Annotated in this window: 12 protein-coding genes; 9 read left to right on the top strand and 3 right to left on the bottom strand. The window is 69.1% G+C overall.

Annotation, left to right across the window (positions count from 1 at the left end; all coding sequences use genetic code 11):
• Nucleotides 1–23: 23 nt before the first annotated feature.
• The 4 genes from RV986_RS30060 to RV986_RS30045 all read left to right on the top strand — a co-directional run bounded on the left by RV986_RS30060 (nucleotide 24) and on the right by RV986_RS30045 (nucleotide 3206).
• Nucleotides 24–1226, top strand: coding sequence for an MFS transporter (locus RV986_RS30060; RefSeq protein WP_475920384.1), 1203 nt, complete (start codon nucleotides 24–26; stop codon nucleotides 1224–1226).
• 150 nt (nucleotides 1227–1376) lie between these two features.
• Nucleotides 1377–2264, top strand: a complete 888-nt coding sequence (locus tag RV986_RS30055) for a calcium-binding protein (protein ID WP_475920383.1) — start codon at nucleotides 1377–1379, stop codon at nucleotides 2262–2264.
• 40 nt (nucleotides 2265–2304) lie between these two features.
• Nucleotides 2305–2811: a glutathione peroxidase gene (locus tag RV986_RS30050; RefSeq protein WP_475920382.1), complete on the top strand. Its 507-nt coding sequence runs from the start codon at nucleotides 2305–2307 to the stop codon at nucleotides 2809–2811.
• Nucleotides 2812–2906: 95 nt separating this feature from the next.
• The gene (locus RV986_RS30045; protein ID WP_475920381.1) at nucleotides 2907–3206 is read left to right on the top strand and encodes a MerR family transcriptional regulator; all 300 of its coding nucleotides are present in this window, start codon (nucleotides 2907–2909) and stop codon (nucleotides 3204–3206) included.
• Nucleotides 3207–3495: 289 nt separating this feature from the next.
• Here the strand turns inward: RV986_RS30045 and RV986_RS30040 are convergent, their stop codons facing one another.
• On the bottom strand, nucleotides 3496–5364 hold the full coding sequence (locus RV986_RS30040; protein ID WP_475920380.1) for an MFS transporter: 1869 nt from the start codon (nucleotides 5362–5364) through the stop codon (nucleotides 3496–3498).
• Between the two features lie 289 nt (nucleotides 5365–5653).
• A complete protein-coding gene (locus RV986_RS30035) occupies nucleotides 5654–8302 on the bottom strand; it encodes a D-alanyl-D-alanine carboxypeptidase (RefSeq protein ID WP_475920379.1) in 2649 nt (882 codons plus the stop codon).
• 230 nt (nucleotides 8303–8532) lie between these two features.
• Here RV986_RS30035 and RV986_RS30030 point away from each other — a divergent pair, with 230 nt between their 5' ends.
• The 3 genes from RV986_RS30030 (at nucleotide 8533) to RV986_RS30020 (ending at nucleotide 11025) form a co-directional block, all read left to right on the top strand.
• A complete protein-coding gene (locus RV986_RS30030) occupies nucleotides 8533–9288 on the top strand; it encodes a GOLPH3/VPS74 family protein (protein WP_475920378.1) in 756 nt (251 codons plus the stop codon).
• Nucleotides 9289–9694: 406 nt separating this feature from the next.
• Nucleotides 9695–10552 (top strand): helix-turn-helix domain-containing protein, encoded by an 858-nt coding sequence (locus RV986_RS30025; RefSeq protein WP_475920377.1) that lies wholly within the window; start codon nucleotides 9695–9697, stop codon nucleotides 10550–10552.
• A 263-nt stretch (nucleotides 10553–10815) separates the two neighbouring features.
• Nucleotides 10816–11025 carry a DUF397 domain-containing protein gene (locus tag RV986_RS30020; protein ID WP_475920376.1) on the top strand — a complete coding sequence of 70 codons (210 nt, stop codon included), beginning with the start codon at nucleotides 10816–10818 and terminating at the stop codon, nucleotides 11023–11025.
• Between the two features lie 142 nt (nucleotides 11026–11167).
• On the opposite strand, the gene RV986_RS30015 is transcribed toward RV986_RS30020, so the two are convergent.
• Nucleotides 11168–12007, bottom strand: a complete 840-nt coding sequence (locus RV986_RS30015) for a hypothetical protein (RefSeq protein ID WP_475920375.1) — start codon at nucleotides 12005–12007, stop codon at nucleotides 11168–11170.
• A 135-nt stretch (nucleotides 12008–12142) separates the two neighbouring features.
• On the opposite strand from RV986_RS30015, the gene RV986_RS30010 reads away from it, so the two are divergent.
• On the top strand, nucleotides 12143–12928 hold the full coding sequence (locus tag RV986_RS30010; protein WP_475920374.1) for an SDR family oxidoreductase: 786 nt from the start codon (nucleotides 12143–12145) through the stop codon (nucleotides 12926–12928).
• 372 nt (nucleotides 12929–13300) lie between these two features.
• Entirely contained in the window at nucleotides 13301–14863 is a 1563-nt protein-coding gene (locus RV986_RS30005; RefSeq protein WP_475920373.1) for a sodium:solute symporter family protein, read from the top strand.
• Nucleotides 14864–14961 lie beyond the last annotated feature (98 nt).

Raw genomic sequence — 14961 nt, 5'->3', positions numbered from 1 at the left:
GTACAGCCCCCGACACTCCCCGCATGCGCAGTTACGCGGAGCTCTTCCGCACCCGTGAGTTCATCCCTCTCTTCCTCTCCTCCGCGCTCCTCTCCGTGGCCTCGACGATCGGCGGCCTGGCCATCGGCACGCTGGTGTACAGGGCGACGGACTCGCCCCTGCTGTCGGCGGTGAGCATGTTCGGCCCGCAGCTGGCGCAGGTGGTCGGCGCGACCACCCTGCTGTCGGCGGCGGACCGGCTGGCGCCGCGCGCGACGATGACGGGCATCGCGCTGTCCTTCGCGGGCGGTACGGCGGTGATGGCGGTGCCCGGCCTGCCGGTCTGGGCGGTCTTCGCCCTGATCGCCCTCCTCGGCCTGGTCTCGTCGCTCGGCGGCGGGGTCCGCTGGGGCCTGCTGAACGAGATCCTCTCCAAGGACGGCTATCTGCTGGGCCGTTCGGTCTTCAACATGGCGAGCGGTGTCACCCAGATCGCGGGCTACGCGGCCGGCGGCGTACTGGTGACGGTGCTCTCCCCGGGGCTCACGCTGGCGACCGCGGCGGCCCTGTACCTGGCGGCGGCCCTGGTCACCCGCTTCGGCATGTCCCGCCGGCCGCCGCGGGCCACCGGCCGCCCCTCGGTCGGGCGGACCTGGCGCACGAACCGGCTGCTCTGGTCCTCGCCCGAGCGCCGGACGACCTTTCTGCTCCTGTGGATCCCGAACGGCCTGATCGTCGGCGGCGAGTCCCTGTACGTGTCGTACGCCCCGGACCGGGCGGGCCTGCTCTTCGCCTGTGCGGCGTTCGGGATGCTCGTGGGGGACGTGACGACGGGCCGCCTCGTCCCACCGCGGGTCCGCCGTCACCTGGGGACCCCTCTCCTGCTGCTCCTCGCGACGCCCTACCTGTTGTTCGCGCTGCGGCCGGGGGCGGGCGTGGCCGCGGCCGTCGTGGCGCTCGCCTCCGTCGGCTTCGGCGCGAGTCTGATCCAACAAGAACGTCTGATGGCCCTGACCCCCGACGAACTGAGCGGCCACGCGCTGGGGTTGCACTCGGCGGGCATGCTCACCACGCAGGGCGTGAGCGCCACCCTGGCCGGAGCACTCGCCCAACTCACCTCCCCGGCAACGGCGATGGCCGCGATGGCGTGCGCGTCGATCGCGGTGACGCTGGCGCTCTCGGGCCGTCGCCAACACCCGGAGGTATCCGCGCAACGTGAAGAACAATCCGGGGTGAACGCCGCCTGAACCCCAAAAGGTTGTGCGATCGGTGCCACAACCACCCTTCGAACATCTCCGTCGAACGAGGTGACCACAGCGCGCACCGGCACGCGTCTTCCGAAGAGGCGCCTTCCACCGAGCGCGCGGAACCACCAAGCGGAACCACCAAGGGGAACCATGTTCAGTCTCCGTACCGCCCTGCCGAAGGCGCTGGCGCTCGCCGCGGCCACCGTCGCCGTGTCCGCGGCGGTCGCCGCCCCGACCGCGTTCGCCGCGCCCGCCAAGGGCGCGACCGCGGTCGTCGTCGGCCAGAAGCTCTTCTACACGGCCGCCGCCGGGCAGACGAACCACCTGTCCATCTCCTGGGCGCTCGGCGCGACCGACCCGGGCTCCCAGCTGGCCGACTACATCTACACCTTCGACGACAGCGTCAGGATCTCCCTCGGCGCGGGCTGTGTCCGTCCGGCCGGCGGCGACGTCACCAAGGCGGTCTGCACGGTGACCGAGCCCAACACCTCGGCGTCCGACCTCGACTCCCTGATCGTCGACCTCGGTGACGGCAACGACACCGCGAAGACCGACGACAGCAGCGGCGGGTACACGAGGATCTACGGCGGGGCGGGCAACGACACCCTGACCGGCCACGGCGTCGACGTCCTCTACGGCCAGGGCGGCAACGACCGTCTCTCCGGAGGCGGCGGGGCCTACAGCGAGGGCGCGTTCGGCGGGGCGGGCAACGACACCCTCACCAACTGCGGCTACACCTGCCACGGCGGCGCGGGCAACGACACCCTGTACGGCGGCGCCCAGTACGGCGGCGTGATCGCGGGCGGAGGCGACTACGCCGACTACAGCAACAACCTGTACGGCGACGACGGCAACGACAAGCTGTACGGCAACGCGGGCAGCGACCTCCTCCAGGGCGGCCGCGGCAACGACACCGTGTACGGCGGGACGGGCAACGACAAGCTGTACGGCAACAGCGGGAACGACGTCCTGCACGGAGGCGCCGGCAACGACTTCCTCTCCGGCGGCCCGGGCCGGGACAAGGCCTACCAGAACTGACCCGGCCGTCACCCGCACAAACCGGGGATAGCATCCGTTTATGACTACCGACAACAGCGACACCTCCGTACTCGACGTCCCGATCGATTCCCTGCAGGGCGGTTCCGCGGATCTCGGGCAGTACCGCGGCAAGACCGTGCTCGTCGTGAACGTGGCCTCCAAGTGCGGGCTCACCCCCCAGTACGCGGGCCTTGAGCGGCTGCACGAGCGGTACGCCGCCCAGGGCTTCACCGTGCTCGGCGTGCCCTGCAACCAGTTCATGGGGCAGGAGCCCGGCACCTCCGAGGAGATCGCCGAGTTCTGCTCCGCGACGTACGGCGTGACCTTCCCGATGACCGAGAAGGTCGAGGTGAACGGGGACGCGCGGCACGCGCTGTACCGCCGCCTGGTGGACACCGCCGATGCCGAGGGTCACACCGGTGACATCCGCTGGAACTTCGAGAAGTTCCTGATCGGTCCGGCCGGCGACGTGGTGGCGCGCTTCTCGCCGCAGACCGAGCCGGAGTCGACGGAGGTCGTCGCGGCGGTGGAGAAGGCGCTCGCGTAGCCCCCTCCCGTCCTCATGGGTTGACCTTGCCCCTGGGGCAGGGACCACCGTCCTCCGCACCGGGCGACTTCCGCCCGGTGACGGAGGATGGGCTCGTGCATCAGGAACTGCTCACGATCGGCGCCTTCGCCGCCCGCGCGCGGCTCTCGCCGAAGGCACTCCGGCTGTACGACCGGCTCGGGCTGCTGGCTCCGGCGTACGTCGACGAGGTCAGCGGCTACCGCTACTACCGCGCCGACCAGGTCGAACGCGCCCGCATGGTCGCGCTGCTGCGCCAGCTCGACATGCCGCTCGTCTGGATCCCCGCCTCGCTGAGCCGCCTGGAGGACGGGGCACGGCAGTGCGGATGCTGTGGGCAAATCCGCCGCGGGGACCACTCTCCCCGGAAGCCGTGAGCACTAGACCGATCTAGTGCTCACGGTTTCCGGCACACATGCCGCGGAGCCGACGTGGCCGACCGGGTTGGCTTGTCTACTACGCCGAGGTCAGCATGGAAAGCGACGGCCCCGTCGAGTCGTGCGTGCCGGTCGCGGACGGGGAGGCGGCGCGGGTGTGGGCCGAGAAGCGGGTCCGGGTCGAACCGGCGCGACGCCTCGCCGGACGGGGGCTCGCGTACGACGGTCCTGGCGTTCCCGGTGACCTGAACACCCACCGTCGCCAGGACGCGTTCGCTCCTCGTTGTCCTCAGCGCAGTTCCTCGGGGCAGGGGGTCCCCCGGGGAAGCTGGTAGGGGGCCGCCAGGCGGTAGGTGCCCGGGGACGGGGCCAGGAGTTCCGTCCACTTGTCGCCGGAGGCGTTCTCCTCGGTCTCCATGAGGCAGCCGTTGAGGTTGTCGTACGTCTTGGGAGTACCGTCCGCCCGGTGCTTGGACTTCTCCGTCTCCTGGGGCGGCTTCACACTCTTGCCCTTGGCGTCGACGAGACCGAGCCAGGGAGAGTAGGGGATACGGATGAGGACCCGCCCGGCCTTCTTCACCTCGATGGTCAGCTCCCCCTGCTCCGCCCGGTCGACGACGGCCGGCGGATCGGCCAGCTGCGTCGGATCCGTCACCGCGAAGAGCTGCCAGTTCGCATCGCCCCAGATCTGCCGGAGATAGGGCATCCCGCGCTGGACGAGCTGACGCTCACGCTCGCCGCCGTCCCCGTCCGGTTCCCCCTTCGGCAGCACCACGTAGTGGACGGCCCAGCGCTGCAGCCACTCGTGGTAGTTCGCGGAGTTGAGGGTGTCGTCGTAGAAGAGCGGATTGCGCTCCATGTCGGCCTGACGGTTCCAGCCCCGGGCGAGGTTCACGTACGGGGCGAGGGCGGAGGCCTCGCGGTGGGAGCGGGCGGGGACGACCTCCACCCGGCCCTTCTCGGCACCGACCACCTGGAGCTGGTTCACCAGCGGGGCGAGCTCCCGGGTCCAGGACGCCACCGGGGTCGTTTCCACCACGTCGTCGACCGACTTGAAGCCGATCCAGCCGATGAACCCGGCGATGGCGACGACGGTCAGATACCACTTGCGCGACTTCGGCACGGTGAAGGGCAGGGCGGCCACCAGCACCACCCCCGCGAGGAGCATCGCCAGGCGGGTGATGTTGGAGCCGATCTGCGAGCTGATCAGCCAGACGAGGAGCACCGAGAGGCCGTACACCGCCGCCGTGATCCGTACCGTCTTCCACGTCCTGGGGACGAGCGCGAAGATCAGCACGGCGTAGATGAAGGGCAGCGAGGACGAGCCGATGGACATCGGCTGCGTGCCGGAGAAGGGGAACAGCCAGGCCGAGACCGCCACCACGATCGCCGGCGCGATACCGAGCGCGTAGGCGCCGGGGCGGCGCTTCTGGAAGAAGAGGGCCACCGCGACCAGGCCGACGAACAGTCCGGCCACCGGCGACGCGGCGGTGGCGAGCGCGGCGAGCGGCGCCGCGCACAGGGCCTTCGCCCAGCGCTTGTAGCGCCAGCGGTACGGCCAGCAGAAGACCACGGCGGCCGCGGCGAGCCCGAAGACCATGCCCAGGCCGTACGTCACCCGCCCCGACGCCGCGTTGCACAGCAGCGCGAAGACCCCCGCGAGAGCCGGCCACAGCGGCTCGCGCACCACCCGGCTGCGGATCAGGATCATCGTCAGCAGACCGGCCGAGATCGTCCCGGCGATCATCATCGTCGTACGGACGCCGAGGACCGACATCAGATACGGCGACACCACGCTGTACGAGACCGGGTGCATACCGCCGTACCAGGCGAGGTTGTACGCCGAGTCCGGGTGGCGCCCGACGAACTCCGCCCACGCGTCCTGCGCGGCGAGGTCACCGCCGCTGTTCGCGAAAGTGAAGAACCAGGCGAGGTGCAGCAGACCGGCCAGGGCGGTGACGACAGCGACGCGGTGCCGGAGGACGAAACTCCGCAGTCGGACACCGAGCGCTCCGGAGCCGCCCGCCGATCCGGCGGTGGCACGTGCGGGCAGTCGTATTCGTGAGCCCGGTCCGCGCTCCGGTCCGCGATCCGTTCCGTCACCCGGTCCAGGGCCCGGATCGGCGTCGTCGGCGTGTGTCGGCTCCGCTGTCGCCACTGCAAGGCTCCCGTATCCCGTTTTCCCGTGCTCGGCCCAGGACCCGCGGCCCGCGACCTGCCCCGATCTCGCGACGCTAGCACGCACCCCGCCAGGGAGCGCCCGGGTGGGGCGCCCCCGGCGGGGTGCGATGCGTTCGCCTTGCGCTCACGATGCGCTCACGGCGCGTTCGCGTGGTGTTCGAAGCAACTACCGGCGTACGGGGGCTACGCCGCCCGCCGGAAGCGCCCCCCACTCGTACGCCCGTACGCCCTTACGTAGCCCTCACGCCCTTCTTACGCACGTCCGCTCAGCTCACACGGGTCAGCTTGGCGCCGAAGCCCGGCTCGGCGAGGTCCTTCTGGAGCTCGACGGGAACCCGCACGGCACCGCTGCTGCCACCGTCACCCACGGTGAGCGTGCCCACCTTGGTGCCCGCCTTCGCGGAGTGCGGCAACTCCGAGGAGACGAAGGACAGCTTCACCTTGAGCCCGGCCCAGCCGACCGCCGTGACGTCCTTGGTGATCACCACCGGCGTACGGCCGCCGAGCCCGTCGTCGACATACCCGACGACATCGCCCTTCTTCAGGATCGTCGCGGACTTCAGCGCGGCCTGCGCGGCACGGATCAACTTGTCGCCCGCGGCCAGCGCGCCGCCGAGGATGGTGTTGTCATCGCCGCCGGGACCCTGGCTGACCACCGCGCCGACGATGGTCCGCACCTCGCCGCCGATCTCCTTGGTCGCCGCGAAGACGAGGTTGCCGCCGGCCGCGGTGGTGGTGCCGGTCTTGATGCCGATGACGTTGTTGGAGCCGACCAGGTGGTTCCAGTTGCTGTGCTTGGTGCCCTTGTAGTCGGTGTACTCCATCATCCGGGCGACCTCGCGGAATGCCTCGTCCTTCATCGCGGCCTTGGCCAGCTTCACCTGGTCCGCGGCCGTGCTGACCGTCGTCTTCTGCAGGCCGGACGGGTCGGTGTACGTCGTGTTCGTCATCCCGAGTTCCTTGGCGGCGGCGTTCATCTTGGCGACGAAGGCCGTCTCGGAACCGGCGTCCCACCGGGCCAGCAACCGGGCCACGTTGTTCGCGGACGCGATCAGAACGCCCTCCAGGGCCTCCTTCTGCGTGATGGTGTCACCCGCGTGCACGTTGACCGTCGACTCGTCGCCCGCGTCCGACTGGTCCTCCGCCTTCTGGTCCACCTTGATCTTCGCGCCGTCGTCGGACTTGATCGGGTGGTCGCGCAGGATCAGATACGCCGTCATCACCTTGGCGACACTCGCGATCGGCGCCGCCTTCTGCTCGCCGGACGTGCCGAACGAACCGATGCCCTGGACATCGAGCGCGCCCTGCCCCGAGGACGGCCACGGGATGGAGGCGTCGCCGCCGCCGAAGGTGTAGCTGGATTCGGCGGTGAGGTCCAACTCGGGGCTGGGCAACGGCCGCAGCGACTGTGCGACCGCGAAGACGATCACGAGCAGCAGGACCAGCGGTGTCCAGATCTTCACCCGGCGCGCGAGCGTCCGCACCGGGGTCTGCGGGGGCGGCGGCGTGTTCGTCAGCTCGGCCAGCAGATCCAGCGGCGGCTTCGGCGGCAGGGGCTGCTGGGTGGTGCGCTCGGGGCCGACCTGCGGGAGGGCGGCGGTGGCGTCGGCCGGGGTCGCGCCGAGGAACTTCCCCGGGGGTGCGGTGGTCTTCGACCCGGCCTGCGGTCCGGCCTTCGGCACGCGTTCGTCGAGAGGCTTGAGGGCGACGAATTTGCTGGTGCGTTCAGCCGGGGACTCGGACTTGGGCTTGTCGGCCTCACCCTTGTCCGCCTTGGGCTGGTCCGCCTTGGGCTGGTCCGCCTTGGGCTGGTCCGCCTTGGGCTTGTCGGCGGCCGACTTGGCGCCGCCCAGCTTGAGCATCGTGGTGGGCTGGTCCACCGCCGGGCGCCGCGGCGCCTTGAAGACGGCGGTGGGCTGGTCGACGACGGGCTTGGCATCGGTATCGGCATCGGCGTCGCCGGAGTCCGTGGAGTCCGTGGAGTCCGAAGTGTCCGATGAGTCCTTGGACTTCGCCGCGTCCGCCGCCGCGGCATCGGCGGGCGAAGAGTCCTTCGGGGACTCCTTCGGGGACTCCTTCGGGCCGAGCTCGGCATCGGACTTCGGGCTGGACTCCGGGGTGGACTCCGGGCTGGACTCCGCATCCTCGTCCGAGGCTTCGCGGGAGTCGCCCTCGGTGTCGCTCTCGGCCTCGACGTCGGTCTCAGCCTCGACCTCGGCCGTCTTCCGCTCGGCATCCGTCTTGGACTCGGCGTCGGAGTCGGCGTCGGCGTCGGGGTCGTCCGTCACCGCGCTCTCGGCCTCAGCCTCGGCCTCGTCATCGGCACCGGACGCCGCCTCGGATCCGGCATCGTCGTGAGCGTCGGCATCGACATCGGACTCCGCAGCCGACGTCTCGTCAGCAGCCTTGCCCTCGACGCCCTCAGCCTCGGCCTCAGCCGCCGTACCCGCGCCCTCGGCGCCCTCGGAGCCCTCCGGAACCCCGGACTCCCCCTGGGGTCCGTCCTGGGCCCCCTCCCGGGGCTCCTCGTCGTCCGGCCCGGCCACCCACGCGGCGACAACCTCCCGCAGCCGCGCGTCCTCGCCCGAGTCGCTGCTCCCCGACCCCTCGGCCTCTTTCGAATCATTCGTCCCGGAACCGTTGGTTTCAGAACTGTTCGTCCCGGTACCGGTGGTGACCTTCTCCGCCACCCCGGCGGAACCTTCCGTCACCGCCCGCGTCGAGAACACCGCCGTGGCCTGATCCACCCGTACCGTGGCGGCCCGTTCACGGGCCACCGCCAGACGGGGATCGGCCGACGCCGCCGCGACGGGCCGGCTCGGGCCCGGAACCGCGGCCGGGGCCGTCGGCGTCGCTTCTGCCGACAACGCCGACGACTCGTGCTGCTTCGACCTGTCGGGGGACTCGCCCGCCACCGATGCCTCCTCCGTGCGCCCCCACCGGGCGCCCAACGAACCGTGAAACCCTTGCCCCGCCGCCCGAACATCGCTGTCCGAACCGTGTACCAGTGTCCTGTGTGCGGGCTTAACCCCTGCGGTAGACGAGAACGACATACCTGCCGGTTCCACTACGAAGCGGTCAGGCACTCTCGACAGACCAATGTGAGAGGGGTCACCCTGTCATTCATCCACGCGGGGAGGCATGGATGGGCAGGAGCCGCAGAACTCTTCCGGAAGAGCTTCTGCTGCTGGCGCTGGACCCGACCACGGGTACCACCGCACAGCCGCAGTCGCTCGACCTCGGTCTGGCCGGAGCACAGCTAGTAGAGCTGGCGCTGGCCGGACGGATAGCCCCAGACGGGGATCGTATCGCCGTGGTGCAGCCACGGCCGACTGGAGATCCAACACTGGACTGTGCGTTGGAACTGCTTCGCCGACGCGGAGCACCCGTACGCGCGGTCAACTGGATTGGCGGACCCCGACTGGGACTTCGCCAGACCTACCTCTCGCATCTGGAGAGGTGCGGCATGGTGCATGCCGTGGCCGGCCAGATGTGCGGGGTGCTTCCGACAACTCGCTACCAAGCGACGGACACGGAGATCAGCCGGGAGATCAAGTCCCGGCTGGACAGCGCGATCCGCACCGGCGTACCGCCGGACCCGCGGACCGCGGCGCTCGCCGCGCTGGCCCATGCGGTCGGTCTCGGCAAGCACCTGTATCCGGGCAACGAGGGACGCTCGTCCCGCTCCCGGCTGCGGGACCTGATCAGACATGACCCGATGGGCGGCCTCGTGGCCCACGCGGTCATGGACGTTCAGAACGGCGTGGGTGCACAGCCACGCCGCAGCCCGGCACCGGCAGGCCGTCCGGCCACCGCCGGAGTCAGGTCCGCACCGGAACCCGCCCGCGGTGTTCCGATGCAGCCGCGCCACGGTTCCATGGCGCGCGCCGTGGTCCACTGAGCCGCAGTCCCACGGCGCCGGCAGGCACCGTACGCATCAACGCATCACCACGCACAACGAAGAGCACCACCACGCATCGCCGGCACGACCTCAGCGCCGCACCGCAGTCCCCAAGATCCGGTTCGGGAGCCGCTGGTTCGCGCGGGGTGGTGGGACCGTACGTCCGGACGACGACACGGCCCCACCGCCCCGCGCGGCCGCATCTGCGGGCACCGCGCATATGCGCGCGGTACAACACGGGCACGCCGTACGCGTACACGATCTGCGCCAGAAACGTGCCAGATCTCCGAACTGGCCTGTACCCAGCGCATATCCGCTGTTTCCCAGCGGTAGAACGCACCTTGGTGGCAGTCTGCTCAACAGCAGATACGCAAAGTAGAGGCCCGCAGCCGGAGGTGCACGTCCCGTGGCGTCCAATGTCAATCCCACCGTCCGGCGACGCCGGCTGGGCCAGGAGCTGCGCCGGCTCCGAGAGCTCAAGGGCATGACGGCCGAAGAGGTCGCCGAGCGACTGCTGGTCTCGCAGTCGAAGATCAGCCGCCTGGAGAACGGACGGCGCAGCATCAGCCAGCGTGACGTCCGCGATCTCTGCGGGGTCTACGAGGTCGAGGACCACCGGATCGTCGACTCCCTGATGCAAATGGCCAAGGACTCGCGCCAGCAGGGCTGGTGGCACTCCTTCGGCGACATTCCGTACAGCGTCTACATCGGGCTGGAAACCGACGCGGCATCTCTGCGTGCCTACGAACCGCAGATTGTGCCCGGCCTGTTGCAGACCCGCCCCTACGCTGAGGCGCTCATCCAGGGTGCGCTGCCGGAAACTTCGACGACCGACATCGAAAAACGCGTCCAGGTACGCCTGCGGCGGCAGGAACGTGTCTCCACCGAGGATTCCCCTCTCCGCCTCTGGGCGGTGCTGGACGAGGCCGCCCTGCATCGGATCGTCGGGAACCGGCAGGTGATGCGGGAGCAGTTGGATCACCTCGCCGAGATGTCCCAACTCCCCCACATCACCGTGCAGGTGCTGCCATACGAGGTGGGGGCTCATCCCGGCCTCAATGGTCAGTACGCGATCCTGGAGTTCCCCGACGCGGCCGATTCGAGCGTCGTCTACATCGAGGGAGTCACCAGTGACCTCTATCTGGAGAAGGCCGCCGACGTGCAGAAGTACAGCGTCATGTACGAACACCTTCGGGCCCAGGCTCTGAACGTCGACCAATCGCGCCAGTTCATCATGGACATCGCGAAGGAGTTCGCGCGCTGAAGTCGGGCGGACCAACATCCGGGGGAACGATTCTCCGAACTATCTGCCAGCGAGGCGCGCACACTACACCTTTAGCACCCCATAGCGGAAGACTCCAGTAGAATATTTCATCCGGTCGAGTGAATAGCCGCTTCGCCCGCCGATGTTGGCGAGTAGCGTCGATCACGCCATCACGCAACAACGTTGGCGCAATCCGCACCGCCGGTTCCGGCAGGGACCGGCAGTGCGGTGACAGAAACTCGACACTGGCTACCGGAGCAAAAATGGCAATTCTCCAGGGTGCTACGGAAACGTGGACGAAGTCCTCGTATTCAGCCGGCAACGGCGCATGCATCGAGGTCAAGTCCCCGGTTCTCGCGGCGCTGGCCGTACGGGACTCCAAGGTCCCCGAGGGCCCCACCCTGGCGTTCCCCGCAGGCTCGTGGAACGCCTTCGTGGCAGAGGTCGGTCGGGGAGCTTTCGACCTCGCCTGATGCATCGGCCTCGACAACTGCATCAACAACTGCACCAACCAACTGCATACGCACCACCGAAAGAGCCCTCTCGACTGGCCCGCCGTCCTAGCCGAGGGGGCTCGGCCCTTTCCTTCGGAACTCGCTACGGGGCGCCCCTCCGCTACCTCAGGCGATCCACGTACCTGTCCGTTCCCGGCACGGTGGGGATGAAGGGCGCCACGAGTTCCGTCCTCCCCAGCCCCCCTTCCGTGACCGCCTCCTCAAGACCTTCGAAGTGGTCCTCCCAGCACTCCCGCGGATCCCTCTGAAGGAACCACAGGAGGGTCAGCCGGGTGTCGACCCCCTCGACCTGCTTCACGTACGTCATGCGGTCGCCGGGGAGCGGGGTGGGGCGGAAGACGGTCACCATCGCGGCCGGGGAGCCCGCGAGCCGCCGGGGAAGGTGCCGGGAGCGCAGCCACTCCAGCAACTCGGCGCGCCCGGCGGCGGATTCGGCGTCGACGACCTGGAGGACGAGGCCCGCGTACGGGTGGTCCAGGGCATGGAAGTCACGCGGACCCGCGGCCCCGTCCCGGTACACCGTCGCCACGTGGTCCTGAAAGGCCGTGAAGACATGTGTCCGGTCCTGATACACCCGGCCGTCGCGATTCAGCCGCTTGTTGATACCGACGGTCCACCTCATGTGGTCGTCGTAACGGCCCTCGGTGACCCAGTACGTGGAGAGGTAGCAGCCGGCGGTGACGGGCTGCGCGACCGCCGACTTCTCCGGGTACCGCAGGAGCTGGAGGTCGCGGGTGGCGACCCAGCGGCGGCCCGCGTACATCCAGGGCATGGCCAGCGCGCCGGCGTAGTAGTGATCGTCTTCGTACCAACGATTGTACGCGTACTCGTGGCCCGGATGCGGCTCGACCATGGTGATCAGAGCGTGGCCCGGGTGGACGCCGTACGGGCCGAGGGCGGCCAGTTCCGCGTACACCTCGCTGCGCGTCTCCTCCGACATGACGATCCCCTTCCTCCGTAGAACCCGCGCGGTACTTCCTTCCTCCGCCGGACGCTCTTACTCTGACGCTCCGTCAGATGATGCGCCAGAGCCACGTCGAGGCGAACCGAGCCACAAAAAAAGGGGAGGCCGTAGATGTCATTGCTCGCGGGCAGGACCGTCGTCGTCTCGGGGGTCGGGGCCGGACTCGGCCACCAGGTCGCGGCGGCCGTCGTACGGGACGGGGGCAACGCGGTGCTGGGGGCGCGCACGGAGGCGAATCTCGCCAAGTCCGCGGCCGAGCTGGACCCGGACGGCGCGCACACGGCGTACCGGGCGACCGACATCAGGGACGAGGGGCAGTGCGAGGCGCTCGCGGCGCTCGCGAAGGAGCGGTTCGGGAGGATCGACGCCGTCGTGCACGTGGCGGCCTGGGACAGCTACTTCGGCGGCCTGGAGGACGCGGATTTCGCCACCTGGCAGTTGGTCATCGACGTGAACCTGCTCGGCACGCTGCGGATGACCCGCGCCTGTCTGCCCGCGCTGAAGGTGTGCGGCGGCTCGGTCGTCGTCATCGGGACACAGTCGTCGGTGGCGGCCCCTTCCCAGGTGCGGCAGGCGGCGTACGCGGCGTCCAAGGGCGCGCTGACGAGCGCGATGTACTCGATGGCCCGGGAGCTGGGCCCCCATCGCATCCGGGTGAACACCGTGCTGCCCGGCTGGATGTGGGGCCCGCCGGTCGAGGCGTACGTCCAGTTCACGGCGTACACCGAGGGCGTACCGGAGGCGGACGTCCTGAAGCGGCTCACCGAGCGGATGGCCCTGCCCGAGCTGGCCACGGACGGGGATGTGGCGGACGCCGCGGTGTTCCTGGCGTCCGACCGGGCGCGGGCGATCACGGGCCAGTCGCTGCTGGTGAACGCCGGCGAACTCATGCGATAGCGGATATGACGGATCCGGTCGGCCGTCCCTTCCCACCCTTCCCAGCCGTACGGGACCCGCATCCCGTACACCTGTCGACTCGTCGGTGCTGCCGTGACTGCTGTGTCTGTGTGGTCTGACGAAGTGCCCGCTCATGGTGTGGTCCACGTCACGGGCACGACAACAGCCCTACGGGTAAAGTGGAGGCAAAATCGTTCTGCTTTCTGATCTGCGTTCATATGCATGACCGGAGAAGGTCTTGACCGGTCCCTCCGAACAGCGGTTCAATCCCCAAAGTCCCCGCTCCCGCAACGGGGGCGCCGCCCATGTACGTACTGGCGAAGTGCCGTCCGGTATCTGCAGGTTCACAAGGCGGACCCCTGGAGGGGGCACATGAACGGCTTCGACTGGGCCGTCCTGGTCGCGTACTTCGGCGTCATGACCGCGATCGGCTTCTGGTCCCACAAACGCGTGGACGACGTCAGCGACTTCTTCACCGCGGGCGGCAAGATGCCGTGGTGGCTGTCCGGCATCTCGCACCACATGTCGGGCTACAGCGCGGTGATGTTCACCGGATACGCCGGCATCGCGTACACGTACGGCATCACGTCGTACGTCACCTGGGCGCTGCCCATCGCCATCGGTGTGCTGATCGGCGCGAAGCTGTTCGCGCCCCGGCTCAACCGGCTCCGCTCCCGGCTGCACGTGGCCTCACCGCTCGAATATCTCAAGGACCGCTACAACGTCCAGACGCAGCAGGCGCTCGCCTGGTCCGGCATCCTGCTGAAGATCGTGGACGTCGGCGCGAAGTGGGCGGCGATCGCCACCCTGCTGAGCGTCTTCACCGGGATCAGCCTCACCCAGGGCATCATCATCACCGGCGGCATCACGGCGGTGTACTGCACGATCGGCGGTCTGTGGGCGGACGCGCTGACGGAACTGGGTCAGTTCGTGATCCAGTTGCTGGCGGGGCTCTCGATGCTGATCATCGTGCTGAACAAGATCTCCGACCAGGGCGGGCTGTCCAAGGCGCTGGACTCGCCGAAGCTGCACGGCCACGCGAACGGTTTCGCCGGCCCGTATCTGACGGTGTTCTTCATCGCGTATCTCTTCATCAAGCTGTTCGAGTACAACGGCGGCATGTGGAACCAGGCCCAGCGCTACATGGCGACGGGCAGCGCGAAGCAGGCGACGAAGTCGGCCTTCCTGTCCGCGGGTCTGTGGTTCGTCTGGCCGGTGATCCTCTTCATCCCCATGTGGCTGTCGCCGCTCCTCGTCACGGCGAAGAAGCCGGACGGTTCGGACGCGTACGGCCTGATGACCGAACAGCTGCTGCCGCACGGGCTGTTGGGTCTGGTCGTCGTCGGTTTCTTCTCGCACACGATGGCCATGTGCTCGTCGGACGCGAACGCGATCGCCGCCGTCTTCACCCGGGACGTCGTCCCGGTCTTCTCCAAGGCCGCGCGTGACTGGGACACCCGGGCCGGGCTCATCGCGGGGCGCGTCACCACGGTCGCCTTCCTCGGCTTCTCCATGGCGGTCGCCACGCAGGTCAACTCCCCCACCTTCAAGGACATCATCACGGTCGTCATCAAGTGGGTGGCGGGACTCATGGGACCGATCGCGATCCCGTTCATCCTGGGCCTGCTCCGCCCGTTCCGTAAGTCCGGCCCGACGGCGGCGCTCACCAGCTGGGCCTGCGGGCTGCTCGCGTTCTTCTTCGTCAACTACCACCTGGACTTCTCCCAGCGCACGGATGTGAAGCTGGAGTACCAGGTCTCCCTCCCGATGGCCGTCTCCCTCGTCCTGTACATCCTGATCGGCTTCCTCAAGCCCGAGGACACGCCGGAGCGGGATGCGATCATCGAGAAGATCAACACGGATGACGACGGTTCGACGGCGGCCGCGGTGCCCGTGCCGGCGGACGGCGCGTCCACCAGCCCTACGGGGGTGTGAACGGGCCCCTGGACCCGGGGCTGCGCCCCGAACCCCCGCCCACCCGAGTTTGTTCTTCGACTGCGGGTGGGCGGGGGCCGGCCTCGCGGTTCGGTCCC

This window comes from Streptomyces sp. RLA012 (assembly GCF_056270325.1).
The sequence above is the reverse complement of the archived record's forward strand: the minus strand, read 5'-3'. Positions and strand labels throughout refer to the sequence as shown.

Excerpts from the sequence above, each read along its gene's own strand:
- RV986_RS30050 (WP_475920382.1), top strand. The coding sequence starts at position 2,305 with ATGACTACCGACAACAGCGACACCTCCGTACTCGACGTCCCGATCGAT.
- RV986_RS30015 (WP_475920375.1), bottom strand. The coding sequence starts at position 12,007 with ATGTCGGAGGAGACGCGCAGCGAGGTGTACGCGGAACTGGCCGCCCTC.
- RV986_RS30030 (WP_475920378.1), top strand. The coding sequence starts at position 8,533 with ATGGGCAGGAGCCGCAGAACTCTTCCGGAAGAGCTTCTGCTGCTGGCG.
- RV986_RS30060 (WP_475920384.1), top strand. The coding sequence starts at position 24 with ATGCGCAGTTACGCGGAGCTCTTCCGCACCCGTGAGTTCATCCCTCTC.
- RV986_RS30005 (WP_475920373.1), top strand. The coding sequence starts at position 13,301 with ATGAACGGCTTCGACTGGGCCGTCCTGGTCGCGTACTTCGGCGTCATG.
- RV986_RS30010 (WP_475920374.1), top strand. The coding sequence starts at position 12,143 with ATGTCATTGCTCGCGGGCAGGACCGTCGTCGTCTCGGGGGTCGGGGCC.
- RV986_RS30055 (WP_475920383.1), top strand. The coding sequence starts at position 1,377 with ATGTTCAGTCTCCGTACCGCCCTGCCGAAGGCGCTGGCGCTCGCCGCG.
- RV986_RS30020 (WP_475920376.1), top strand. The coding sequence starts at position 10,816 with ATGGCAATTCTCCAGGGTGCTACGGAAACGTGGACGAAGTCCTCGTAT.